The sequence below is a fragment of the Streptomyces sp. 11-1-2 genome (assembly GCF_003595545.1).
Taxonomy (GTDB): Bacteria; Actinomycetota; Actinomycetes; order Streptomycetales; family Streptomycetaceae; genus Streptomyces; species Streptomyces hygroscopicus_B.
Window position 1 is genome coordinate 1,544,719 of record NZ_CP022545.1, and the last position, 24,491, is coordinate 1,569,209.

The window sequence follows — 24,491 nt, forward strand, 5'->3', positions numbered from 1 at the left end:
GGTCAGTGGGCGTGGTGGTGCGCGTGATCGTGGCCGTGGTCGTGACCGTCGCGGTGGTCGTGGCCCGGGGGGCGCTGGGCCAGGGCGAGGGTGCGGGCGGTGACTTCGTCCGCGGTCACGCCGCACCGGCCGGCGAGCGTGTCCTCCAGGGCGACCAGCCAGAGCCGGTAGTAGTGATACGGCTCGTCGGGTGCCGCCGCGGCCTCCCAGGCCGCGATCCGGGCGATCAGCGCGGCCTGGAACTCCGGCCAGGTGAACGCGCCCGCCTCGTACAGGCTGACGGCCATGCCGAAGGCGCGGCTCTCCCAGGGCTCGGCGAACACCAACTCGCCGTTGGAGCGCGGTGGTGCGGCCGGGCCCTCGATGTCCAGTGGTGCGGTCATGGTGCCGCCGCCTTGGCCACGCCGACCATCGCCTCCCGGGTCACCAGCGGCACGAGCTGTTCCTCGGAGAGGTGCTCGGTGCCGGCCGGACGCTCGGGCAGCACCAGCCAGCGCACCTCGCTGGTGGAGTCGTGGACGGTGATCCGTACGTCGTCGCCAAGTTCGAGTCCCATCTCGGACAGCACCGTACGGGGCTCCTTGACCACGCGTGCGCGGTAGGCGGGGTCCTTGTACCAGCTCGGCGGCAGGCCGAGGACCGGCCACGGGTAGCAGGAGCACAGCGTGCACACCACCACATGGTGGGTGGTCGCGGTGTTCTCCACGACGACGATGTGCTCGCCCTGCCGCCCCGAGAAGCCGAGTTCATCGATGGCCGCGGTGCCGTCCCGGAGCAGCCGCCGCCGGTACTCCGGGTCGGTCCACGCCCTGGCGACGACCTTGGCGCCGTTGAGCGGGCCCACGTTGGTCTCGTAGGTGGTGATGACCTCGTTCATCGCCTTCGGGTCGATCAGGCCCCGCTCGGTGAGCAGTTGCTCGAGCGCCTCGGTGCGCAGGGCCACGGGAGGGGCCTCGCCCGGTCCGCCATGGGTCGGGGTCATGAGGTGGTCTCCAGGTAGTTCTCGAACAGCTCGGCGGTGACCGCGAAGGGCTCGGCGTCGGCGCCCCACAACTCGCGTGAGTCGAAGCGCACCGAGTAGACGTACTGCGGGTTCTCACCCTGGAAGTGGGCGTTGGTGTCCGGCAGTACGAAGGCGGGCTGGACGGCCTCGACGATTCCGGTGTGTCCCCGTGCGTAGCCCGGCAGCCGGGTGTGCCCGGGCACCGACATCGACTTGGTCCGCACCCGCTCGCCGACAGCGAAGGCGGGCGCGGTGTCCACCGAACGCAGCGAGCCCTCGGCCGTGGGCGCGTAGTCGGGCACGGCGGGCTCGGGGATCGGCGGCTCCTCCACGTGTTCGCCCCGCAGGTTGCGGGCGCGGGCGTGGATCGCGCCCGGCGCGAGGACGGCACTGTCGGTGAGCATCAGCTCCGCGCCGTTCAGCCAACGCCCGTAGTAGCCGTCGTCCAGGTAGGCGGCGCGATCCAGGCGCTCGAGCGCGTGCCGGAAGGCGTCCAGGTTGACGCCGCCGAAGGCGATACGGCCGGAGAGACTGGTCAGCGCGAAGGCCCGGCCCTGCCAGGGCTCCTCGAAGACCGGTTCGTCGCGCCTCGGCGGATGAACGGGACCCCATCCCGGGGTGCCGCCCAGATCAGCGATGCCATCCATGGCACACCTCCCCACATGGCCACATAACGGAACTATGCACCTGAAGCGTATGCGACGAGTGTCATCCGGGCAGCGCTGACGGCGCCGCGAACGCCCCGGGACCGCACCCGAACGCCGCGACCCCGGCACCCGGGAGGGTCAGACCAGGACGCGCCCGAGGGAGTCGCGGATGTAGTCGGTGATGGGCCGCAGATGGCTTTCGAGGGCGAAGTGCCCGGAGTCGAGCAGGTGGACCTCGGCGTCGGGCAGGTCCTGGCCGAACGCCTCCGCGCCCGCCGGGCCGAAGATCTCGTCATTGGCACCCCAGACCGCCAGCAGCGGGACCCGGGAGTCGCGGAAGCACTGCTGGACCGGTGATGGCCTGGAGCGCGCTGCGGGAGACGATATCCGGGCGGCTGCGGCCGTGCGCCAACCCGGAGTGCCGGCGCTTCCTCCTCGACCGCGGCAAGACCAACAAGGCCCGCTGGCGCTCGATGGCGGTCTGCGGCAACAGGATGAAGGCCAGGCGCCACTACCAGCGCACCCGCGACGGAGCGGCCGAGTAGCCGTCGCCACGGCAGCGGCGGCAGCAGCAGCAGCAGCAGCCGGAGCCTCTGGCCTGTGGTCGGCCTCTGGTCGGCCTCTAGTCCTCGACGGCGCCTTCCAGAGCCAGCGTCAGCCGCAGGATGGCGGCCCGTACCCCGTCGCCGTACGGGTCCTCGCCGAGCGCACCGGCGGCCGCCCGCGCCAGCGCCAACTGGCCCCGGGCCGCCTCCTCCTGGCCCAGCTTCAGATGGCCGGTGGCCACATTGAGGTGGAGGGAGGGGAAGAACGCACGCGGCGCCAGGGCCCCGGTGAGTCCGTCGGCGGCGGCGAGCGCCCGCAGGTTCCAGATCAGCTCGTCGAGCGGATCGTCCTGGGTGTCGGCCAGATAGTGGGCGAGGGCGCAGCGGTGGAAGGGGGCGCCGTCCCGTTCGATCTCCTGCCACAGCGCGGCGAGGCGATTGCGTGCCTCCTCCCGGTCACCGCCCCGGTGCAGCATGACCGCCTGCCCGATCCGGGTCAGTACGGCATCGCCCTGGGGCGCCTCCCGCTGCGCTTCCGTCATCGCGGCCTCCCGTCCTTCGAGCGAAGCTTGGGGGTGTCCTGCGGATCATGCACCGTTCGCCCGGCCCCGTTCGGCGTGTCGTGGTTCGGCGGGGCCCCGGGGGTGTCGTCCTTCGGCGCGCCGTAGCGGCGGGCCAGTTCGGCGACGGCGCCGGCCACGGCCGACCGCAGCTCGGGCGGCCCCAGCACCTCGGCGTCGGTGCCCAGCCGCAGCATGTCGTGGACCGCGACCGGCAGCGACTCCACGGGGAGGACGACACGCCGGCGCCCCCGGTCGTCGGGCGGGCCCGCCGCGGCCACCGCCTCCGCGCCCACCGCCCCGAACTGCATCGGGAGCAGCTTCGCCCCGCGTTCGGAGAGCAGGAGTTCGGCCTCGCCCTGGAAGCGCGAGGACTCCAGGCGGCGGGACGACTCCTCCCAGTAGGCGGCGAGGTCGAACCCGGCGGGCCGTTCGAAGACCTCCTCCAGCACCTCGGCGGCAAGGATCCGGGAGACCCGGTAGCTGCGCACCGTGTCCTCGACCCTCGCCACCAGGTACCAGATGCCGCCCTTGAGGACGAGGCCCAGCGGGCACAGCTCCCGCCGCACCTCGCCGCGCCAGCGGCGGTAGTGCACCCGCAGGACCCGCAGCTCCCATACGGCCTCGGCGGCCGCCGCCAGATGGGGCACCGGCTCGGCGTCCCGGAACCAGCCCGGCGCGTCGAGGTGGAAGCGCTCCTGGATGCGGCGGGAGCGCTCCCCCAGCTCGGCCGGGAGCGCGGCCCGCAGCTTGAGCTGGGCGGTGGTGAGGTCGGCGCCCAGGCCCAGCTCGGCGGCCGGGCCCGGCATCCCGGCGAGGAAGAGCGAGTCGGCCTCGTCGCCGGTGAGCCCGGTCAGCCGGGTGCGGTAGCCGTCGAGCAGCCGGTAGCCCCCGGCCGGGCCGCGGTCTGCGTACACCGGCACACCGGACGCGCTCAGCGCCTCCACATCGCGGTAAACGGTGCGCACCGAGACCTCCAGCTCGGCGGCGAGTTCGGGCGCGGTCATCCGGCCCCGGTTCTGCAGCAGCAGAAGCAGCGAGAGAAGGCGGTCGGCGCGCATGCGGTCCATTGTGGCCGCCGTACCTGACAAAAGATGTCAGGTACGGCGGCCAGAGTGGCTTCCACAGCCGATCGACAGCCGATCCGGCCCCTGATCAGCCCTGACCGGCCCCTGAAAGGACCCGCCATGACCACGCACACCACCGGCCACTTCACCTACGCCGACTGGAAGGAGACCGCCCTCGAAGAGGCCCCGGACGGCGGCGCGAAGCTGGCCCAGGCCGTGGTGACGAACGCCTTCTCGGGCGGCATCGAGGCACCGCGGACGAGCTGCGATTACGCGATCACCTATCTGTCCGAGAAGACCGGCGTCTGCTGCGGCTACGAGCTGCTGACCGGCACCCTCGACGGGCGCGCGGGCAGCTTCGTCGTGTTGCAGCACGGCAGCTGGGGCGAGGACGCCACCGTCCACTGCACCTTCGAGGTGGTGCCCGGATCCGGCACCGGCGAGCTGACCGGGCTCACCGGATCGGGCACCTTCGCCGCAGTACGCGGGGAGACCGAGATCCCCTACAGCTTCGACTACACGCTCTAGCCGTGTGGTCCGGTCAGGCGCCGAGGTCCGGTCAGGCGCCGAGGTCCGGGATCCGCCAGTCGATCGGGGTGTGCCCCTGGGCCTTGACCGCCTCGTCGATGTGGGTGAAGGGGCGCGAGCCGAAGAACTTCTTCGCCGACAAGGGGGACGGGTGCGCCCCCTTCACCACCGCATGCCGCGACTCGTCGATCAGCGGCAGCTTCTTCTGGGCGTAGTTCCCCCAGAGCACGAAGACGGCCGGATCGGGGCGCGAGGCCACCGCGCGGATCACCGCGTCGGTGAACTTCTCCCACCCCTTGCCCTTGTGGGAGTTGGCCTCGCCGCCCCGGACCGTCAGCACCGCGTTGAGCAGCAGCACACCCTGCCGCGCCCATGGCATCAGATAGCCGTTGTCGGGCACCGGGTGGCCGAGCTCCTCCTTCATCTCCTTGAAGATGTTCCGCAGCGACGGCGGGGTCTTGACGCCCGGCCGCACCGAGAAGCACAGACCGTGGCCCTGACCCTCGCCGTGGTACGGGTCCTGCCCGAGGACGAGCACCTTCACCTGGTCGAACGGCGTGGCCTCCAGGGCGGCGAACACCTCCTCGCGCGGCGGGTACACCGGCCCCTTGTCCCGCTCCTCCTCGACGAACTCGTGGAGCTCCTTGAAATAGGGCTTCTCCAGCTCCTCGCCGAGGACCCCGCGCCAGGACTCGGGCAGCACATAGGGCACGTCTACAACCTCCGGTCGTGTTCCGTCTACGGCACAGAAACCTACCGGCGGCTACTGACAACGCCTCATGTGGACCGGGCACCGGCCCGCGGTGCCCGGCCTCATGTGGACCCGGGCACCGACCTGCCTGCCCATGGCGCGGGGTCGGACCGGGCGCCGGTCAGCCGATCCCGGCACCCAGGAGGATGCCGCCGTCCACGACGAGCGTCTGGCCGGTGACCCACGCCGCCTGGTCGGAGGTGAGGAACGCGGCAGCGCCCCCGATGTCCTCCGGCGCGCCGAGCCGCTTCAGCGGATAGGCCGCGGCGGCCTCCTCCTCCCGCCCCTCGTACAGGGCGGTGGCGAACTTGGTCTTCACCACCGCCGGCGAGATGGCGTTGACACGGACCCGCGGGGCGAACTCCTGGGCGAGCTGCACCGTGAGGTTGATCATGGCGGCCTTGCTGATGCCGTACGCCGCGATGAACGGCGAGGACGACATCCCGGCGAGCGAGGCGATGTTGACGATCGTGCCGCCGTTCTCCTGCTGCCATGCCTTCCAGGTCCGCTGGGCGAAGCCCAGTGCCGAGACGACGTTGGTCTCGAAGACCTTACGGATCACATCGAGGTCGAGATCGGCGATGGGCGAGTACACCGGGTTGGTGCCGGCGTTGTTGACCAGGTGGTCGATCCGCCCGAACGCCTCCATCGTCCGCTCGACGGCGGCCGCCTGGTGCGCCTGGTCATGGGCCTTCCCGGCGGCGTAGATCGCACGGTCGGGCCCGAGCCGCTCCACGGCCTCCTTGAGCGCGTCCTCGTTGCGCCCGGTGATGCACACCCGGTCGCCGCGGGCCACCATCACCTCGGCGATGGCGTAGCCGATTCCCCGGCTCGCCCCGGTGATGAGCGCGGTCTTGCCGCTGTCCTGTATCTGCGCGGTCATCTGGTGGGTGACTCCTGATCAGTTGAGCGGGCCGCCGGCCACGTACAGGACCTGGCCGGAGACGAAACCGGCGGCCTCGCCGGTGAAGAAGGCGACCGCGTTGGCGATGTCGCCGGGCTCGCCGACCCGCTGCACCGGGATCTGGCTCGCGGCGGCCTTCTGGAAGTCGTCGAAGCCCATGCCGACGCGCTGGGCGGTCGCGGCGGTCATGTCGGTGGCGATGAACCCGGGGGCCACTGCGTTGGCGGTGACGCCGAACTTGCCGAGCTCGATGGCGAGGGTCTTGGTGAAGCCCTGCATTCCGGCCTTGGCCGCGGAGTAGTTGACCTGGCCGCGGTTGCCCAGCGCCGAGCTGCTGGAGAGGTTGACGATCCGGCCGAAGCCGGCGTCCACCATGTGCTTCTGGCAGGCGCGCGACATCAGGAACGCGCCCCGCAGATGCACGTTCATCACGGTGTCCCAGTCGGACTCGCTCATCTTGAAGAGCAGATTGTCGCGGAGCACGCCCGCGTTGTTGACCAGGATCGTCGGCGCGCCGAGCTCCTCGGCGACCCGCGCGACGGCGGCCTCGACCTGCTCGGCGTCCGACACATCGCAGCCCACGGCGATGGCCTTGCCGCCCGCCTCGGTGATCTTCTCCACGGTGTCCGCGCAGGACCCCTCGTCGAGGTCGAGCACGGCGACGACGCGACCCTCCTCGGCCAGGCGCACGGCGGTCGCCGCGCCGATGCCGCGGGCCGCGCCCGTCACGATGGCAACGCGCTGCTCGGTGGTGGACATGCGGGTTCTCCCTCGCATCGATGGCGGCTCACCGTCCCGGCCCCGGGAGTGAGCAACCGCTTAGTCTCTCCTGCGCACGAGACGCTATGAGGCCCGCCACCGCCTGTCAACGACCGCCCTTATGTACTCGCTCACCTCCGGGCGCTTTCACCCGGTGTGTCACCGCACCAGCAGCTCGAGCAACCGCTCGACCTCCGCCTCCGCGTCCGCCGTCAGCCCCGTGTGCACCGGCCCCGGCTGGACGACCGTGGAGCGCGGCGCGACCAGCCAGCGGAAGCGCCGTCCCGGGTCGTCCTCCGCCGCCTGACCGGCCTGCTCTCCCCCGCAGCAGACGCACTCCACCGCGCGCAGCGCGGCCCGTACCGCCCGCACGTCCGCCGAGGGGTCGAGGGCGCGCAGCCGGTCCTCGTCCAGATGGACCCGGGCCGCCACGAAGGAGGTGGCGCGGCAGTAGACGACGACACCCGCGTTGATCTGCTCACCGCGCTCGACCCTAGGGACGACCCGCAGCACGGCGTATTCGAAGACATCCCGGCCGTTGTGGAACCCGCTCACTTCGACGCCTTTCCATCGACCCACACCCGCAGCCACTCCGGGGCCCTGGACGGCTCCTCACCGGCGCGCTCGCCGAGCGTGATCCTCGCCCCGACCGTGGCCGCCCGCTCCAGCAGCACCTCGACATACGCGCGGCGCACCGCGTCCGGGCCGTCGAAGCCCGGCTCGTCGGTCAGCCACTCGTCGGGGATGTCCGCCACCACCTCGGTGAGCAGCTTTTCGGTGATCAACGGCGCCAGGGCCTCGGCCGCCGCGGCGACGTCCGGTGCGAACGGCGCGAGAACGTGCTCGGAGGCGTCGTACGGCTTGGTGGCGGCCTTGTCCAGGCCGCGCCAGCCGTGGTGCCAGATCATCGTGGCGCCGTGGTCGATGAGCCACAACTGCCCGTGCCAGACCAGCATGTTGGGGTTGCGCCAGGAGCGGTCCACATTGCCGATGAGCGCGTCGAACCACACGACCCGGCCGGCCTCCTCCGCGCCCACCTCGAAGGCGAGCGGGTCGAAGCCGAGCGACCCGGGGAGGTAGTCCATGCCCAGGTTGAGCCCGCCACTGGCCTTGAGTAGCTCCTGCACCTCCTGGTCGGGCTCGCTCAGACCGATCACCGGGTCCAGCTGGATCCGCACCAGATCCGGGACCCGCAGCCCCAGACGACGGCCCAGCTGACCGCAGACGACCTCGGCGACGAGGGTCTTGCGGCCCTGCCCGGCGCCGGTGAACTTCATGACATAGGTGCCCAGATCATCGGCCTCGACGATGCCCGGCAGCGATCCGCCTTCACGCAATGGCGTGACATAGCGGATCGCGGTGACTTCGGTCAACATTTTCCCAGGCTATCCGACTTACTGACCTTGCAATCCACGATGGACTTCGGGCAGGAACAAACCGTGGAATCCGCTGCCATAAGCCCTGGGGAGAACTCGGGGAGTTTCGCCCGGCACGCCGATCCCCCGCCTCCCCAGCCGTCCGCCAAGCACGGTGCGCCCGTCGCCGCCGATGGCCGGAGCAGCGTGACGACGCCACAGTGTCACCACGGAGACTACATGGAAACGGTACCCATTTTCATATACGGTGCAGGCGACCACCCGCCGAACAGGAAAGGACCCTTACGTCATGGCCGTGCCCAAGCGGAAGATGTCCCGGAGCAACACCCGCCACCGCCGCGCGCAGTGGAAGGCGAGCAGCCGGAACTGGTGACGATCGCCCTCGACGGCCGCGAACACCGGGTGCCGCGCAACCTCGTCCCCGCCTACCGGCGCGGACTGCTGAGCCCCGAGGGCTGACCACCCGGTGCCCGCGCACCGAAGACGCCGCGGGCCTCAACGCCCTGCTGTCCGGACAGGTCCACTACGCCGCCGACATGGCCGGCGCCTCTGTGAACCGGCTGAAGGTGGAGGGCTCGACGCGGCTGCTGACCGTGAAACGGGCCACCGCCCAGCAGTTGCTGCTGCGCACCGGCCGCAAGCCGTTCGACGACCCGCGGCTGGTGCGCGCCGTGCAGCTCGGGCTCGACCGTCAGGCGCTGGTGCGCGTCGCCCTCGCCGGGCACGGCGAGCCGGGGAACGACCTGTTCGGCTTGGGCCTGCGTGGCTACCCCGACGGCCTGAAGCCCCGCGAGCGCGGACACCGTCTCCCGCCAGCAGGTCCTCGACGCGCTGCCCCGCCTCCTCGCCCCGGCCCGGACCGCCCTGCTCTTCATCAGCCACGACCTGCCCGCAGTCCGTGCGCTGACCCAGGAGGCCGCGCTGTTCGAGGGTGGCCGCTGTGTGCGCCGCGGGCCCGTCGACGAGGTCCTGCCCGCCGCGTGGTCCGGCACGCCCAGCTCCGGCGGCGACGGAGCGTGACCGCACAGTCCGGAACGCGTTCGGCGGCCCACATCAACACTGGCGCGGACGAGCGCGGGTGCCGCCCGGGCGTGATCACCCATCGCCGGGGCGCACGACGACGGCGTTGGCCTCGACACGGGCACCTCGTGGAGAGCGGTGGCTGTCACACCGTCCTCGCCTCCCCCGCTCCGAGGAACAAGGCGGTGACCGGTTGCCGAGGGACGCTCGCGACCGGAGGGACGCCCCGGGATACTGCCGCAGCTTGGCACACTATTCCTCCTCGATGCGTGTCCAAGACCCTGCGCCACTCCACGATCTCCACCACGGCCACCGCACCGGCCCGCGCACCGGACGTCGCCGCGGCGGCCGAGGCCCTGGCGCCGTTGATCACCGAGGAGCCAGCGCACCCAGGTGACCATGCGCACCACGGCCCCGCCCGGGGCGTGGGAGCCGATCACCTGGGGGCGGGGAGTTCCGGCAGACGCGGGGCGTGGAGCCAGGCGGTGAACAGCGCGTCGAGAGGCTGTGCGGCGCGGCGCCGGGCGAGAGCGGTGAACTCCTCGGTGGTGACGGTGGCGTGGCGGTACGTGGCCGTCCATTCCCGCAGCACCGCGAAGAAGCTGTCGTCGCCGAGGACCGTACGGAGCGCGTGCAGCGTCAGTGCGCCCCGCTGGTAGACCCGGTCGTCGAACATCCGCGGCATGCCCGGGTCCGCGACCAGCAGGTCCTGCGGCTGATCCGCCAGTTTGGCCCTGGTGCGGGCCGCGATGACGGCGGCGGGGACGCTGCCGGAGGCTTCCGACCACAGCCACTCGGCATACTTGGCGAAGCCCTCGTTCAGCCAGATGTGGCGCCAGTCGGCGACGCTCAGACTGTTGCCGAACCACTGGTGGGCCAGCTCATGGGCGACCAGCCGCTCACAGCCGCGGTGCCCGTCGACATGGTTGGCGCCGAAGATGGCGAGCGTCTGTGCCTCGACCGGCACCTCCAGCTCGTCGTCCGTCACCACCACGGCGTACTCGTCGAATGGATACCGGCCGAAGAGGTCCTCGAAGGCGGCCATCATCCGGGGCTGGCGGGCGAAGTCGTGGTCGAAGCGGTCGCGCAGCCGCGGCGGTACCGCCGCCCGCTGGGGCACCGGGCTCACGGCCGGATCGGTCAGCTCGACCAGGTCGTACAGGCCGATCTGGACGGTGGCGAGATAGGTGGACATCGGCGCCGGGTGCTCGTACACCCAGGTCGTGGTGGAGGCGCTGACCGTGCGCGAGTCCAGGGTCCCGGCGGCGACCACCGCGTACGGCGACGGCGCGGTCACCTCGATCCGGTACGACGCCTTGTCGGCGGGGTGGTCGTTGCACGGGAACCAGGACGGCGCGCCGATCGGCTGGCCCGCCACCAGCGCCCCGTCCTCCAACTGCTCCCAGCCCAGGTCGCCCCAATGCCGGGTCTTCACCGGCCGGGGCACCCCGACGTACCGCACCTCCACGGTGAACGGGGCCCCGGCGGCCAGCGGGCGCGCCGGGCGGATGCGCAGCTTGTCCGCCCGGTGGGTGTAGCGGGCCGCGCGGGCCCCGTCGACCAGCACCCCGTCGACCCGGAACGCGCCGAGGTCGAGGCTGAACCCGGACAGCGGCTCGCCGGCGGCGCCCGGCTCGGCGACCGCCGAGATCCGCGCGCGGCCCGAGAGCCGGCCGGTGTTCGGACGGTAGGTCAGCTCCAGGTCGTAATGGGTCACCCGGTAGCCGGCGTTGCCGTGCTCGGGCAGATAGGAGTCCCCGGACCGGGCCGCCCCGGCGCCGCCGCCGGGCGCGGCCTGCGCCCGGCCGCTCTTGCCCCTGCTCACTTCGCCGTACCCTCCGTCTTCCGCATGTCCCGCACCTTCTCCGTCTTCCACGCCGCGATCGGGTTGCCGAGCCACCGCGTGCCCGCGGGCAGCGTCTCGCCGCGCATCACCAGCGACGCCGGACCCACCGTGGCACAGGTGCCGACCGTGGCGCCCGGCAGCACGATGCCGTGCGGGCCCAGGGTGGCGCCCTCCTCCAGCACCACCTGGTCCATGCGCATGATCCGGTCGTGGAAGAGATGGGTCTGCACCACACACCCCCGGTTCACGCTCGCGCCCGAGCCGATCCGTACCAGGTCGGCCTCCGGCAGCCAGTACGTCTCGCACCACACCCCGCGCCCGATGCGCGCGCCGAGGCCCCGCAGCCACCAGTTCATCAGCGGCGTACCGGACACGGCCCCGATCAGCCACGGTACGGCCAGCACCTCCACGAAGGTGTCCGCCAGCTCGTTGCGCCACACGAACGAGCTCCACAGCGGGCGTTCGGCTGCCCTGAACCGGCCCACCAGCAGCCACTTGGCCAGCACCGCCACGGCGCACGCGACCAGACCGCCCGCGAGCAGCAGCACCCCGCCGGCCGCCATGGCCGCCGCGAATCCCCACCGTGCGGCGACCGTCCCGAAGGCGGCCAGCACCAGCACCGCGAGCGCCGCACCACCCATCACGGGGACGATCCGGCACAGCTCGACCACGCCGCGGGCCCACTTCAGCCGCCGCGCCGGACGGTACGTACGGCTCTGGTCGCCCTCCTCGGCCGCCCGCGGCAGCTTCATCGGCGGCATCCCGAGCCACGAGCTGCCCGCCTTGGCACCCCTGGGCGCGGCGGACAGCACGCCGACCAGACCGCGCTTGGGCACCGAACTGCCGCCCACGGCCATCCCCGAGTTGCCGAGGAACGCCATCTTGCCGACCCGCGACTCCGCGATCCGCAGCCGGCCGCCGCCCAGTTCGTAGGAGGCGACCATGGTGTCGTCGGCGAGAAACGCGCCGTCGCCGACGGTTGTCATCGACGGCAGGGCCAGCACGGTGGACGCCTCGACCCCGCGCCCGACCTTCATCCCGAGCGCCCGCAGCCACACCGGGGTGAACAGGCTGGCGTACAGCGGGAACAGATGCACCCGCGCCATGTCCATCAACCGCTCGGTGGCCCATGCCTGCCAGGCGATCCGCCCGTGGACGGGATGGTGACCCGCGCGCAGGCCGAGGCCGAGCGTCCGCACCCCAGCCAGGACAAACAGTGCGTAGCAGGCCATTCCGGCCACCGTCGCAAGCGGCACGGCGGCCAGCGCGTGGAGCAGCGCCGTGCCCGCGTCGCGGGTGCCCCGCACGAACAGCGTGATGACGGCGAGCGCGGGCAGCAGCGCCAGTGCGGGCAACAGGGTCAGCCCCAGCGAGGTGAGCCCGTACACGAACGCCCAGCGGCGGGTGCGGGCCGGCCGGCCCTCGGGCCGACGGTCCGCCGCCTTGCCGGACTTGGCCGCCGGCACGCCCGCCCAGCGGCGCCCCGCGGGCACCGCACCGGTCACCCCGGACCCCGGGGCGATCTCGGCGCGCTTGCCGATCCGGGCGCCGGGGAAGAGCGTGCTGCGGGCGCCGACCGTGGCGCCCGCGCCGATCCGGATCCGGCCGATCCGCAGCCGGTCGCCGTCCAGCCAGTGGCCGGACAGATCGACCTCGGGCTCGACCGCGCTGCCCTTGCCGAGCTTGAGCATCCCGGTCACCGGCGGCAGCGCGTGCAGATCGACATCGTCGCCGACGCGCACGCCCAGCGCCCTGGCGTAGTGGGTGAGCCAGCTGCCGGACAGGCCGGTGGCACCGCTCAGTTCGGCCAGCCGCTCGGCCGTCCACAGCCGCAGGTGGACGCCACCGCCGCGCGGGTACGTCCCCGGTTTCAGACCCCGCAGCAGCAGCCGCGCACCACCCGCGGCGATCGCGATCCGGCCGGGCGGCGAGACGCAGAGCAGCCAGCCGAGCAGGATCCACCACCAAGAGACGGTGGGCGCGTAAGGGGCGGCACCGCAGAGGTTCAGCACGTTGATGACCGCGGCCGCCGCCACGCCCCAGCGCAGCCCGGCGACCGTCAGCAGCGGCAGCATCAGCAGCGTCTGCGCGACACCGGTACGCCCGGGTACGGGCCGTACGGTGCGCGGTGCCGTCGTCTCGCCGCCCGACGCCTCCAGCGTCCGGGCGAGCGCGTCCAGCCGCGGGTTCTGGTAGATGTCGCTGACCGATCCGCTGGGGTAGCGGTCCCGGATCCGCGAGACGAGCTGGGCGGCGGCGAGGCTGCCGCCGCCCGCCGCGAAGAAGTCGGCGTCCGGCCCGCTCGCCGGGGTGCCCAGCACCTCGCCCCACAGCTCGGCGAGCCAGCTCTCGGTCTCGGTCAGCTCGTCCGCCGGTCCGTCCGTGCCGACACCCGGCAGCGGCCAGGGCAGCGCCGCCCGGTCCACCTTGCCGGAGGTACGGGTGGGCAGCGTGCCGACCACCGCGAGCAGCGGCACCAGCGCGGCGGGCAGCGCCTGCCGCAGCCGGTGCAGCGCGTCCGCCTGGTCGAAGCCGCCGTCCTCCGCCGCGCTCTCCTCGGGTACGACATAGCCCACCAGCAACTGGTGGCCCGCCTTGGTCGTCCGCACCGCCGCCGCGGCGCCCGCCACGCCCGGCAGCGCCTGCAGCGCGGCGTCCACCTCCCCCAGCTCGATCCGGCGGCCGCCCAGCTTGATCTGTTCGTCGGCTCGGCCGACGAACAGCAGCCCCTCCTCCTCGGCGCGTACCAGGTCACCGCTGCGGTACGCCCGCGACCAGCCCAGCGACGGCAGCGGGGCGTACTTCTCGGCGTCCTTCGCCGGGTCGAGATACCGGGCCAGCCCGACCCCGCCGATCACCAGCTCGCCGACCTCGCCCATGGGCACGGCCTCACCCCGGGAGTTCACGACCGCCAGCTCCCAGCCGTCGAGCGGCAGCCCGATCCGCACCGGGCCCTCGCCGGTCAGCTGCGCGGCGCACGCGACGACAGTGGCCTCGGTCGGACCGTAGGTGTTCCACACCTCGCGGCCCTCGACCGCCATCCGGTCGGCCAGTTCCGGCGGGCACGCCTCGCCGCCGAAGATCAGCAGCCGTACGTCGTCCAGCGCCTCCACCGGCCACAGCGCCGCCAGCGTGGGGACCGTGGAGACCACGGTGATCTCCTGCTCGACCAGCCAGGGGCCGAGGTCGACGCCCGTGCGCACCAGCGACCGGGGCGCGGGCACCAGGCAGGCGCCCCCGCGCCAGGCGAGCCACATCTCTTCGCATGACGCGTCGAAGGCCACCGACAGGCCGGCCAGCACCCGGTCGCCCGGCCCCATGGGCTCATCGGCCAGGAACAGCCCGGCCTCGGCGTCCACGAACGCGGCCGCGCTGCGGTGGGTGACGGCGACGCCCTTGGGCTTGCCGGTCGACCCTGAGGTGAAGATGATCCACGCGTCGTCGCCGGGCCCCGGGCGGCCGGGGACGCCGTGCGGCTCGGCGCGCACCGTCATCTCGAGCCCGTCGCCGAGGACCACGCTCACCCCGGCCTCGGAGAAGACCAGCTCGGCCCGCTCGTCCGGGTCCTCCGCGTCCACCGGCACATAGGCCGCGCCGGCGGCCAGCACGGCAAGGATCCCGACGTACAGGTCGGCGGTCCCGGACGGGACGCGGATGCCCACCCGGTCACCGACACCGAGGCCCGCCTCGACCAGCCGCAGCCGCACCCTCTCCACCTCGGCAAGGAGCGCACGGTAGCTGAGTGCCGCCGTACCGTCGTCGACGGCAGGGGCGTTCGGGTGGCGCCGGGCCGTCTCTGCGAGGACGTCCATGAGGGTGCGCTCGGCGTGGGCGCCGCGTCCGGGGAACAGGGCGGGCGGTACCGCGGGCTCCTCCTCGGCGGGTGCCGGCAGCGGGTCGATCAGTGCTTGGGACTCGTCTATTACGGCCATTCGGCCTCTCCGCAGTCGGTGGACCGAATGTTCGGCGACACCGCCCGGTCAACCCGGACCATCGGCCTCTGCCATCCGGCTCCACACTGAGCCGGGTCCCGAACACCCGCTCGCGGCTGATGGTTTCCGCGAGGGCGACCACTCGGCGCGGCCGTCCAGCGGCCGGCTCGAATCGCGGGCACCGGTGGCCGGGCGGGCATGTTCCGCCCCTCCGGTCGAACCGACGCCCGCATACGCCGAACAGGCAGTTTACCCAGTGTTAACAGGAGCCCGTCGGCTTCCGAGGCGTCGGTGGCCCGAGCCCGTGGCCGCGCGGCACGGTGGCACGCCGTTCCCAACCGCCGCCGTCCCTCTCGTATCGTGCCTGGTAGGAGGCGGATTCTCTGGTCTCGCTCGCGGCCCGGCGGCGGCCACCCGGCGGGCCCCGACCCTGTGGTCGGTCTCACAGCGGCCGCAGTCCGGGCGGACACGGAATGTTGCGCACGCTCGTGGCCCTTGGCGGTTTGGAAAACCGGCAGCCGCCCCTCGGGCCGTGGCCTCGTAGATCCGCGCCGTCGAGCACGGGCTCAAGCGAGCGGCGCGGCCGAAGACCACACGCCGAACCACTGCTCGGCGCCGTACGCCTCGAATCGCTCCAGCTCGCTGAACCCGAGCTTCGCCGCGAGGCGCATCGAGCGGACGTTGGCGGTCTGGGTGTAGAGCACCACCGGCTCACCGGGGAGCACGCCCGCAAACCAGTCGAGTGCCGCCGTGCACGCCTCGGTGGCGTACCCGCGTCCCCACGCCTCCGGCAGGAACAGGTAGCCGAGCTCGGTCTCCCCTGCCTCCAGGCGGTTATCCGGACGCTCGAGGTCTTGCGGGTCGAGCTGGATGGTGCCGATCGTCGCTCCATCGAGCTCGACCACGAAGAAGCCAGGGCGCCGCCCGGGCACCTCGGGCACCGTGCGTTCGAGCTCGGCACGCGGTCGAGGACCACCGAGGTAGGTGCCCACCTCTGGCGAGGCGTTCAGCTCGATGACCGCTGCGCGGTCCCGGGCCTCGGACTCGCGGAGTACGAGCCGCTCGGTCTTTATCGGGGCAGGTGGCCAGGCGAGGGGTCTGAGGTCGGTCACGCCAGTCAAGTTAGCCAGCGGCTCGGCAGCGATCAAGACGCCGACTCGATGGACCCCACCGGCTCGGCAGTCCGCTTCAACCCAGGGCATCGCTCAGCGAGTTGAGGATTCACCCGCGCTCAGAGACCAGGCATACGACACCTGCGGAACAACTGCTCCGCGCCAGTACCGCGCAGCATCGCCGTGGACGCCGAACTGCCCGGCGAGGACGGCAGAGCGCTGCTCACGCACCCATCGCACGCTCACCACCTGTCCACCAACCGCCTTGTGGATACCCCACAAACCGATACACCGTCCGGGTGGGAGAAAAATGACACACCTCGGCCGCTTTCTTCGGACACGCGTCCGCCGTCGGGAACATCGTGCAACTATGGCCGGGCGATGCCCGGCTGACCGTGAGGGAAGATCCCCGCTCCCCTCGTCGTTGCCACCTCGCATAAGCTTTCGATGCGCGTGACAGGAGTGGAACACCGTATGCCCAGCTCTTCCACCGCCCAGGCGACCGCCCAGATCGGCGTCACCGGGCTCGCCGTCATGGGTAGCAACCTCGCCCGCAACTTCGCCCGGCACGGGCACACCGTCGCTCTCCACAACCGCACGTTCGCCAAGACCAAGGCGCTGATGGAGGAGCACGGCCACGAGGGGAGCTTCGTGCCGGCCGAGAGCGCCGCGGAGTTCGTCGCAGCCCTGCAGCGGCCCCGGCGGCTTGTCATCATGGTCAAGGCGGGTGCGCCCACCGACGCCGTCATCGAGGAGTTCGCACCCCTCCTCGAAGAGGGCGATGTGATCATCGACGGGGGCAACGCCCACTTCGATGACACCCGGCGCCGGGAGAAGTCCCTGCGCGAGCGCGGGCTGCACTTCGTGGGCACCGGCATCTCCGGCGGCGAGGAAGGCGCGCTCAACGGGCCCAGCATCATGCCCGGCGGATCGGCGGAATCCTACAAGTCGCTCGGCCCGCTGCTGGAGGACATCTCCGCCAAGGTGGACGGCGTCCCCTGCTGCACCTATATCGGCCCGGATGGGGCCGGCCACTTCGTGAAGATGGTCCACAACGGCATCGAGTACGCGGACATGCAGCTCATCGCGGAGTCCTACGACCTGCTGCGGCGGGCGCTGGGCATGACGCCGGGTGAGATCGCGGAGGTCTTCCGCACCTGGAACGGCGGCCGGCTCGAGTCGTATCTGATCGAGATCACCGCCGAGGTGCTCGGGCACACCGACGCCGCGACCGGCAAGCCGTTCGTGGACGTGGTGCAGGACCAGGCCGAGCAGAAGGGCACCGGCCGCTGGACCGTCCAGACCGCGCTGGACCTGGGCGTGCCGGTGAGCGGGATCGCCGAGGCGGTGTTCGCCCGTTCGCTGTCCGGCCACGCGGATCTGCGGGACGCCTCGCAGGGGCTGCCGGGGCCGTCCGGCAAGAAGCTCACGGGCGAGGCGGCGGAGCGGTTCGCCGACGATGTCGAGCAGGCGCTGTACGCCTCGAAGATCGTGGCGTACGCGCAGGGCATCCACCAGATCGAGGCGGGCAGCCAGGAGTACGGCTGGGACATCGACCCGGGGGCGGTCGCGAAGATCTGGCGCGGCGGCTGCATCATCCGGGCGCGGTTCCTGAACCGGATCACCGAGGCGTACGCCAAGGACCGCAAGCCCGTGACGCTGCTGACCGACGCCCACTTCGCGGAGGCGCTGGGCGCGGCGCAGGACGCCTGGCGGCGAGTGGTGTCCACCTCGGTCGAGCTGGGCGTGCCGGCACCGGGCTTCTCGGCGGCGCTGGCGTACTACGACGCGCTGCGCTCGGAGCGGCTGCCCGCCGCGCTGGTCCAGGGGCAGCGGGACTTCTTCGGCGCGCACACCTACCGGCGGGTGGACCGCGAGGGTTCGTTCCACACGATGTGGGGCGCCGACCGCGACGAGCGTACGGCCTGACGTCGCGACGTCACGAGGGCCGTGTCCCCGCGCCGGATTCCGGCGGGGGGACACGGCCCTCGTGACGTTGTATGCCGCGGGCGCGCCCGTCGTGCGACTGTGCCACGCCCCTCGTGCCGTCGCGCCGCCGCCGCGTCGTCAGGGTGTGTAGCGGCGGAAGGCGGGCACCGCGGCGGCCAGCCCGAGCGTGCTGACGGCCACCAGCAGCCCGCCCGCGGCGACCGCCGCGCGGGCTCCGAGGAGGGAGCCCGCGGTGCCGTGCAGCAGGTCGGCGATGCGCGGGCCGCCCGCCACCACCACGGTGAACACGCCCTGCATCCGGCCGCGCATGTCGTCGGTGGCGGCCGACTGGAGGATCGCCCCGCGGAAGACCATCGAGACCATGTCGGCGACGCCCGCGAGGGCGAGGAAGGCCACCGCCCACCACAGGTTCGGGCTGAGCCCGAACCCGGCGATGGCCACGCCCCAGGCCACTACGGCGGCGATGACCATCAGACCGTGGCGGCGGGCGCGGGAGAAGGTGCCGGACAGCAGACCGCCGGCCACCGCGCCGATCGGGATCGCCGCGAAGAGCAGGCCGAGCGCGAACCCCTCCCCCAGGGCGCGTAGGTGTGCGAGGCGAGCTGGGGGAAGAGCGCGCGGGGCATGCCGAAGACCATGGCGATGATGTCCGCGAGAAAGGACATCAGCAGGATGCGGTGGGCGGCGATGTACCGGAAGCCCTCGACCACATCGCGCCATCCGGCCCGCCGCCCGCCGCCCGCGGCGCCCTCGGTGAGGGGCGGGAGGGACGGCAGCCGCCAGACGGCCCACAGAGTGATGCACAGCGCCACGGCGTCGAGGAGATAGAGCGTGGGCAGGCCGAGGACGGGGATCAGGGCGCCCGCGAGCAGCGGGCCGATGATCATGCCCGTCTGGGCGACGGTGGACTGCAGGGCGCCCGCGGCGGGCAGTTCGTCGGCGGGGACGAGGCGGGCGACGGAGGCGCTGCGGGCCGGGGAGTTCATGCCGAAGAAGCCCTGCTGGGCGGCGAGCAGCACCATGAGCACCGCCACCGAGTCCAGACCGGCGAAGGACTGCGCCCAGAACAGCAGCGAGGTGACGGCGATGCCCACGTTGGTGACAAGCATCAGGGTGCGCCGGTCCATCCGGTCGGCGACCACCCCGCCCCACAGCGCGAAGACCACCAGCGGGAGGAGCCCCGCGAAGCTGGCGTAGCCGACCCACGCCGATGAGCCGGTGATGTCGTAGATCTGCTTGGGGACGGCCACGGCGGTGAGCTGGCTGCCGACGGCCGTGACGGTGGTGGAGGTCCACAGCCGTCGGAAGGGGCGGTGGCGCAGCGGCCGGGTGTCCATCACCCAGCGGCGCCAGCCGGGTTTCGGCGGCGGGGCGGGGGCGCCGTCCCCGGCTCCGGGGGGCGTGTCGTCGTCCCGGGCGGTGGGTTCTATCTCGTCGTCGCTGCTTCTGGCGGTCTCCACGGCTGGTTCGATTCCTCCTACATCCATTCGGGCCGGGAACCATTGTGACGACCCCCGGCCCGCGCCGTGGCCCCGGCTCAGTCTCCGGCCGCGGGCCGCATCGACCGCCGGCCGTGGATGCTGCCGCTCAGGGAGGTCAGCCGGGTGCCGCTGCCGCCCCCGCGGTCGGCGATGATCTCGGCCGCGATGCTGACGGCGGTCTCCTCCGGGGTACGGGCGCCGAGGTCCAGGCCGATCGGCGAGGCGAGCCGGGTCAGCGCCTCCTCGCCGAGACCGGTGGCGCGCAGCCGGCGCAGCCGGTCGTCGTGGGTGCGGCGGGAGCCCATGGCGCCGACGTAGGCCAGCGGCAGGCGCAGGGCGACGTCCAGCAGCGGCACATCGAATTTCGGGTCGTGGGTGAGGACACAGACCACCGTGCGTTCGTCGATCCGGCCCGCCTCCGCCTCGGTGCGCAGGTAGCGGTGCGGCCAGTCGGTCACCACCTCATGCGCATCGGGGAAGCGGCGCGCGGTGGCGAAGACCGGCCGGGCGTCGCACACGGTGACGTGGTAGCCGAGGTACGCGCCGATCCGGGCCATGGCCGCCGCGAAGTCGACGGCGCCGAAGACCAGCATCCTCGGCGGGGTGGCGTGGACGGAGACGAACAGGGTGAGCTCCTCGTCCATGCGCGTGCCGTCGTAGCCGTAGCGCAGGGTTTCGGTGCGCCCGCCGGCCAGCAGTCCGCGCGCGTCCTCGGCGATGGCCGCGTCCAGCCGTCCGGAGCCGAGGGATCCCGAGGTGCCCTCGGGCCGTACGACCAGCCGGCGGCCCAGCCGCCCCTCCGGGTCGGGACCGTCGACGGCCACGCAGATCACCTCGGCCACCGGCTCCCCGGCGGCCACCGCGGTGGCCACCTCGCCCAGTTCGGGGAAGCCTTCGGGGTCGACCCGCTCCACATACACATCGATGATTCCGCCGCAGGTCAGCCCGACCGCGAAGGCGTCGTCGTCGCTGACGCCGTAGCGCTCCAGCACGGGCGTGCCGCTGTCGGTCACCTCCTGGGCCAGTTCGTAGACGGCGCCCTCGACGCAGCCGCCGGAGACGCTGCCGATCGCGGCGCCATCGGGCCCGACCAGCATGCTCGTCCCGGGCGGCAGCGGGGAGGAGTGCCAGGTCGCCACCACCGTGGCACGGGCGAACGGCTCGCCCTCGCCCCACCATCGGTGCATCTGCGCTACGACGTCTCGCATGGAATCCAAATCTCCTCGCCGACCCATGTAAGAGGTTGATACATTCAATGTATGAGCCTCTCACATCAATCACCGAGTAGCGACATCATCTTGCGGATCAACGGCACGTCCCACTCGATGACGATCGACAACCGGACGACCCTGCTCGATGTGTTGCGCGAGCGGCTGGGACTCACGGGCACCAAGAAGGGCTGCGACCACGGTCAGTGCGGGGCCTGCACGGTGCTGGTCGACGGTGAGCGGGTGAACAGCTGCCTGGTGTTCGCGGTGACCGCCGAGGAGCGCGAGATCGTCTCCATCGAGGGCGTGGCGGCGCTGTCGGACGGCGCGGAACTGCACCCGGTGCAGCGCGCCTTCCTCGACCACGACGGGCTGCAGTGCGGCTACTGCACCCCGGGCCAGATCTGTTCCGCCATCGGGGCGCTGGGCGAGGCCGGGCGCGGCTGGCCCAGCCATGTCACCGAGGACACCGCCGCCGGGGTGGCCGATGTCTCGGAGCTGGACGCGCGTGAGGTGCGCGAGCGCATGAGCGGCAATCTGTGCCGCTGCGGTGCGTACAACGGCATCGTGGAGGCCGTGCTGGACGCCGCGGGCACGCAGGGCGCCCAGGACACTGCCACGGTCGGAGGCGCCCGATGAAGGAGTTCGCCTACGCCCGCGCGGGCGACGCCGACGAGGCGGCCGCGCTGATCGCCGAGCGCCCCGATGCCGCTTATCTCGGCGGGGGCACCAATCTGGTGGATCTGATGAAGCTCGGCGTCACCGGCCCCGGGCTGCTCATCGACGTCTCCCGGCTGCCGTACGACCGGATCGAGTACCGCGCCGACGGCTCCGTGCTCATCGGCGCCACCGTGCGCAACGGCGCTCTGGCGGGCGATCCGGGCATCCGCGAGCGCTTCCCGCTGCTGTCCCAGGCACTGCTGGCCGGGGCGTCCGGGCAGCTGCGCACGGTGGCCACGGTGGGCGGCAATCTGCTGCAACGCACCCGTTGCGGGTACTTCCAGGATGTGACCAAGCCATGCAACAAGCGCGAACCGGGCACCGGGTGTCCGGCGATCCAGGGCGCGCACCGCGATCTGGCCGTGCTGGGCACCTCCGACCAGTGCGTGGCCTCCCACCCCTCCGACATGGCGGTGGCGCTGGTGGCGCTCGACGCGGTGGCGCATCTGCGGTCCGTGGACGGCGGCTCGCGCACCGTTCCGGTGGCGGAGCTGTATCTGCTGCCCGGCGGCACACCGCACCGGGAGACCGTCCTGGACCACGGCGACCTCATCACCGCCGTGGAGCTGCCCCCGCCGCCGCACGGTGCCCGGATGCGCTACCGCAAGGTGCGGGACCGCTGGTCGTACGCCTTCGCGCTGGTGAGCGCCGCCACCGCGGTGTCCGTGGCCGAGGACGGCTCGCTCCGGGACGTACGGATCGCGCTCGGCGGGGTGGCGCCCCGGCCGTGGCGGGCCCGGATCGCCGAGGAGCGGCTGCGCGGCGGCCGGCCGGACGAGGAGACGCTGCGGGAGGCGGCCCGGGCCGAGCTGGCCGAGGCGCGGCCGCTGCCGGACAACGCCTTCAAGGTCGACCTGGCCATTGATCTGATCGTCGCGGGCGTCCGCGACCTCGTCGCGAGGAAGGATCGCGCATGACCACCGTCGAGCGATGCGTCGGCGCCCCGATGACCCGGGTCGACGGCCTGGACAAGGTGACCGGCGCGGCGCGCTACGCCTATGAGTACCCCACTCAGGGCGTCAGCTACGTGTGGCCGGTGCAGGCGACCGTCGCCCGCGGCCGGGTGACGGAGGTGGATCCCGCCCCGGCGCTGGCCCTGCCCGGTGTGCTGACGGTGCTCGACCACACCAACGCCCCGCGGCTGAACGCCGAGGCACAGGCGAGCGCGGACCTCTTCGTGCTGCAGTCCCCTCAGGTGGCCTACCACGGCCAGATGGTGGCCGCCGTGGTGGCCACCTCGCTGGAGGCGGCGCGCGAGGGTGCGGCGGCGGTCCGGGTGAGCTATGAGCGGGAGCCGCACGATGTGGTGCTGCGCGCCGACGACGAGCGGCTGGAGATCGCCGAGACGGTGACCGACGGCAGCCCTGGCCTGGTCGAGCGCGGTGACGCCGACGCGGCGTGGGCCGCCGCTCCGGTGCGGGTGGACAACACGTACACCACCCCGGTCGAGCATGTGAGCCCGATGGAGCCGCATGCCACCATCGCGGTGTGGGACGAGGAGCGGCTGACGCTGTTCAACTCCGACCAGGGCCCGTACATGAGCGCGCAGCTGCTGTCCGCGCTGTTCGGGATCGAGCTGAGTGCGGTGGAGGTCGTCGCCGAGAACATCGGCGGGGGCTTCGGGTCCAAGGGCATTCCGCGCTCGCCGACGGTGCTGGCGGCGCTGGCCGCACGGGCCGTCGGACGGCCGGTGAAGATCTCCCTGACCCGGCAGCAGATGTTCCAGCTGATCCCCTACCGCTCCCCCACGATCCAGCGGGTGCGGCTGGGGGCCGGACGCGACGGCCGGCTGACGGTGATCCAGCACGACTCGGTGCAGCAGCGCTCGGCCCTGGTGCCGTTCGCCGACCAGACGGTGTCCTCGACGCGGATGATGTACACGGCGCCCAACGCCCGTACGACGGTGAAGGTGGCGCCGCTGGATGTGATGACGCCCGCCTGGTTCCGCGCACCCGGCCACACGCCGGGGATGTTCGCGCTGGAGTCGGCCGTCGACGAACTGGCCGAGGCGCTGGGCATGGACCCGATCGAGCTGCGGATCCGCAACGAGCCGGAGAACGACCCGGAGAGCGGTAAGCCGTTCAGCAGCCGCAACCTGGTCGCCTGCCTGCGCGAGGGCGCGGCGCGCTTCGGCTGGGAACACCGCGATCCGACGCCGGGGATCCGGCGCGAGGGGCGCTGGCTGGTCGGCACCGGTGTGGCCGCCTCGCACCACCCGGACTACACCTTCCCCTCCTCCGCGGTGGCGCGCGCCGAGGAGGACGGCACGTACCGGGTGCGCATCGGGGCGGCCGACCTCGGCACGGGTGCCCGCACCGCCCTCACCCAGGTGGCGGCGGACGCGCTGGGCATTCCGGTGTCGCGGCTGCGGCTGGAGATCGGCCGCGCGTCCCTGGGCATGGCGCCGTTCGCGGGCGGTTCGCTGGGCACCGCCTCCTGGGGCTGGGCGGTGGACAAGGCGTGCCGTGCGCTGCTGAAGGAGCTGGACGGCTACGCGGGTGTGGTCCCGGACGGCGGTCTCGAGGTGGTGGCCGACACCACCGAGGACCTGGGGCAGCGGGCGGATCTGTCGCGGCACACCTTCGGGGCGCAGTTCGCCCAGGTGCGGGTGGACGCCGACACCGGTGAGATCCGGGTGGACCGGATGCTGGGCGTGTTCGCGGCCGGGCGGATCGTCAATCCGCACACCGCGCGCTCGCAGTTCCTGGGAGCCATGACGATGGGTCTGTCGATGGCGCTGCTGGAGATCGGGGAGGTCGATCCGGTCTTCGGCGACTTCGCCAACCATGACTTCGCGGGCTATCACATCGCCGCCCACGCCGATGTCCCGCGGCTGGACGTGGTGTGCCTGGAGGAGACCGACAACACCTCCAACCCGGTGGGTGCCAAGGGCATCGGCGAACTGGGCATCGTGGGCGCGGCGGCGGCCATCGGCAACGCCTTCCACCATGCCACCGGAGAACGGGTGCGGGATCTGCCGATCCGCATCGAGCGCTCGCGGGAGGCGCTGCGGGCGGCCAGGTCCGCCGAAAAGCGCAGGCCAGGGGCGGGCAAGCCGGAACCTCGGGTCGGGTAGGGTCAC

The 24,491-nt window shown here is 72.3% G+C and carries 19 protein-coding genes and 5 pseudogenes; 8 read left to right on the plus strand and 16 right to left on the minus strand.

Features of this window, described 5'->3' with window-relative positions; genetic code table 11:
- Nucleotides 1-2 precede the first annotated feature (2 nt).
- From CGL27_RS06325 to CGL27_RS51550, 4 genes and pseudogenes are all read right to left on the minus strand, one after another.
- Entirely contained in the window at nucleotides 3-383 is a 381-nt protein-coding gene (locus CGL27_RS06325; protein ID WP_119985187.1) for a nitrile hydratase accessory protein, read from the minus strand.
- Nucleotides 380-982, minus strand: coding sequence for a nitrile hydratase subunit alpha (gene nthA, locus CGL27_RS06330; protein ID WP_119985189.1), 603 nt, complete (start codon nucleotides 980-982; stop codon nucleotides 380-382). The genes CGL27_RS06325 and nthA overlap by 4 nt, the downstream gene beginning before the upstream one ends.
- The gene (gene nthB / locus CGL27_RS06335) at nucleotides 979-1,650 is read right to left on the minus strand and encodes a nitrile hydratase subunit beta (RefSeq protein ID WP_119985191.1); all 672 of its coding nucleotides are present in this window, start codon (nucleotides 1,648-1,650) and stop codon (nucleotides 979-981) included. The genes nthA and nthB overlap by 4 nt, the downstream gene beginning before the upstream one ends.
- 138 nt (nucleotides 1,651-1,788) lie before the next feature.
- Nucleotides 1,789-1,998 (minus strand): annotated as a pseudogene (locus CGL27_RS51550) (alpha/beta fold hydrolase); the annotation flags it as partial.
- 5 nt (nucleotides 1,999-2,003) lie between these two features.
- Between CGL27_RS51550 and CGL27_RS06345 the strand changes: the two are divergent.
- Nucleotides 2,004-2,195: pseudogene (locus CGL27_RS06345) on the plus strand (CGNR zinc finger domain-containing protein); the annotation flags it as partial.
- 77 nt (nucleotides 2,196-2,272) lie between these two features.
- Here CGL27_RS06345 and CGL27_RS06350 read toward each other — a convergent pair.
- Both CGL27_RS06350 and CGL27_RS06355 read right to left on the minus strand, forming a co-directional pair.
- Complete coding sequence (locus tag CGL27_RS06350) at nucleotides 2,273-2,737, minus strand: hypothetical protein (RefSeq protein ID WP_119985192.1); 465 nt, start codon at nucleotides 2,735-2,737, stop codon at nucleotides 2,273-2,275.
- Complete coding sequence (locus CGL27_RS06355; RefSeq protein WP_119985193.1) at nucleotides 2,734-3,825, minus strand: WYL domain-containing protein; 1,092 nt, start codon at nucleotides 3,823-3,825, stop codon at nucleotides 2,734-2,736. Before CGL27_RS06355 ends, CGL27_RS06350 begins: the two co-directional genes overlap by 4 nt.
- Before the next feature lie 117 nt (nucleotides 3,826-3,942).
- Here CGL27_RS06355 and CGL27_RS06360 point away from each other — a divergent pair, with 117 nt between their 5' ends.
- Entirely contained in the window at nucleotides 3,943-4,350 is a 408-nt protein-coding gene (locus CGL27_RS06360; protein ID WP_078638883.1) for a DUF3224 domain-containing protein, read from the plus strand.
- A gap of 31 nt (nucleotides 4,351-4,381) precedes the next feature.
- Here the strand turns inward: CGL27_RS06360 and CGL27_RS06365 are convergent, their stop codons facing one another.
- From CGL27_RS06365 to CGL27_RS06385, 5 genes are all read right to left on the minus strand, one after another.
- Complete coding sequence (locus tag CGL27_RS06365) at nucleotides 4,382-5,062, minus strand: uracil-DNA glycosylase (RefSeq protein WP_078638884.1); 681 nt, start codon at nucleotides 5,060-5,062, stop codon at nucleotides 4,382-4,384.
- 160 nt (nucleotides 5,063-5,222) lie between these two features.
- Entirely contained in the window at nucleotides 5,223-5,984 is a 762-nt protein-coding gene (locus CGL27_RS06370) for an SDR family oxidoreductase (protein WP_119985194.1), read from the minus strand.
- A gap of 18 nt (nucleotides 5,985-6,002) precedes the next feature.
- Complete coding sequence (gene fabG / locus CGL27_RS06375; RefSeq protein ID WP_078638886.1) at nucleotides 6,003-6,764, minus strand: 3-oxoacyl-ACP reductase FabG; 762 nt, start codon at nucleotides 6,762-6,764, stop codon at nucleotides 6,003-6,005.
- 159 nt (nucleotides 6,765-6,923) lie between these two features.
- Nucleotides 6,924-7,319: a DUF3037 domain-containing protein gene (locus tag CGL27_RS06380; protein WP_078638887.1), complete on the minus strand. Its 396-nt coding sequence runs from the start codon at nucleotides 7,317-7,319 to the stop codon at nucleotides 6,924-6,926.
- Nucleotides 7,316-8,140, minus strand: coding sequence for a HipA family kinase (locus CGL27_RS06385; RefSeq protein WP_078638888.1), 825 nt, complete (start codon nucleotides 8,138-8,140; stop codon nucleotides 7,316-7,318). Before CGL27_RS06385 ends, CGL27_RS06380 begins: the two co-directional genes overlap by 4 nt.
- Nucleotides 8,141-8,429: 289 nt before the next feature.
- Here CGL27_RS06385 and rpmF point away from each other — a divergent pair.
- Both rpmF and CGL27_RS51555 read left to right on the plus strand, forming a co-directional pair.
- Nucleotides 8,430-8,599 (plus strand): annotated as a pseudogene (rpmF, locus tag CGL27_RS06390) (50S ribosomal protein L32).
- Between the two features lie 77 nt (nucleotides 8,600-8,676).
- Nucleotides 8,677-8,874, plus strand: a pseudogene (locus CGL27_RS51555) (ABC transporter substrate-binding protein); the annotation flags it as partial.
- A 722-nt stretch (nucleotides 8,875-9,596) separates the two neighbouring features.
- On the opposite strand, the gene CGL27_RS06405 reads toward CGL27_RS51555, so the two are convergent.
- The 3 genes from CGL27_RS06405 to CGL27_RS06415 all read right to left on the minus strand — a co-directional run bounded on the left by CGL27_RS06405 (nucleotide 9,597) and on the right by CGL27_RS06415 (nucleotide 16,050).
- Complete coding sequence (locus CGL27_RS06405; RefSeq protein ID WP_119985195.1) at nucleotides 9,597-10,985, minus strand: M1 family metallopeptidase; 1,389 nt, start codon at nucleotides 10,983-10,985, stop codon at nucleotides 9,597-9,599.
- Nucleotides 10,982-14,938 (minus strand): Pls/PosA family non-ribosomal peptide synthetase, encoded by a 3,957-nt coding sequence (locus CGL27_RS06410; protein WP_119985196.1) that lies wholly within the window; start codon nucleotides 14,936-14,938, stop codon nucleotides 10,982-10,984. The genes CGL27_RS06405 and CGL27_RS06410 overlap by 4 nt, the downstream gene beginning before the upstream one ends.
- Before the next feature lie 566 nt (nucleotides 14,939-15,504).
- A complete protein-coding gene (locus CGL27_RS06415) occupies nucleotides 15,505-16,050 on the minus strand; it encodes a GNAT family N-acetyltransferase (RefSeq protein WP_119985197.1) in 546 nt (181 codons plus the stop codon).
- Between the two features lie 474 nt (nucleotides 16,051-16,524).
- On the opposite strand from CGL27_RS06415, the gene gndA reads away from it, so the two are divergent.
- Entirely contained in the window at nucleotides 16,525-17,979 is a 1,455-nt protein-coding gene (gene gndA, locus CGL27_RS06420; RefSeq protein WP_078638892.1) for an NADP-dependent phosphogluconate dehydrogenase, read from the plus strand.
- Nucleotides 17,980-18,117: 138 nt separating this feature from the next.
- Here gndA and CGL27_RS06425 read toward each other — a convergent pair.
- Nucleotides 18,118-19,460: pseudogene (locus CGL27_RS06425) on the minus strand (MFS transporter).
- Between the two features lie 77 nt (nucleotides 19,461-19,537).
- Nucleotides 19,538-20,689 carry an XdhC/CoxI family protein gene (locus CGL27_RS06430; protein ID WP_078638894.1) on the minus strand — a complete coding sequence of 384 codons (1,152 nt, stop codon included), beginning with the start codon at nucleotides 20,687-20,689 and terminating at the stop codon, nucleotides 19,538-19,540.
- 51 nt (nucleotides 20,690-20,740) lie between these two features.
- Between CGL27_RS06430 and CGL27_RS06435 the strand changes: the two genes are divergently transcribed.
- Genes CGL27_RS06435 through CGL27_RS06445 form a run of 3 tightly spaced genes read left to right on the plus strand, consistent with a single transcriptional unit; the run spans nucleotide 20,741 to nucleotide 24,485 of the window.
- Nucleotides 20,741-21,328: a 2Fe-2S iron-sulfur cluster-binding protein gene (locus CGL27_RS06435; protein ID WP_078638895.1), complete on the plus strand. Its 588-nt coding sequence runs from the start codon at nucleotides 20,741-20,743 to the stop codon at nucleotides 21,326-21,328.
- On the plus strand, nucleotides 21,325-22,326 hold the full coding sequence (locus tag CGL27_RS06440) for a xanthine dehydrogenase family protein subunit M (RefSeq protein ID WP_119985198.1): 1,002 nt from the start codon (nucleotides 21,325-21,327) through the stop codon (nucleotides 22,324-22,326). Before CGL27_RS06435 ends, CGL27_RS06440 begins: the two co-directional genes overlap by 4 nt.
- On the plus strand, nucleotides 22,323-24,485 hold the full coding sequence (locus CGL27_RS06445; RefSeq protein ID WP_119985199.1) for a xanthine dehydrogenase family protein molybdopterin-binding subunit: 2,163 nt from the start codon (nucleotides 22,323-22,325) through the stop codon (nucleotides 24,483-24,485). The genes CGL27_RS06440 and CGL27_RS06445 overlap by 4 nt, the downstream gene beginning before the upstream one ends.
- Nucleotides 24,486-24,491 lie beyond the last annotated feature (6 nt).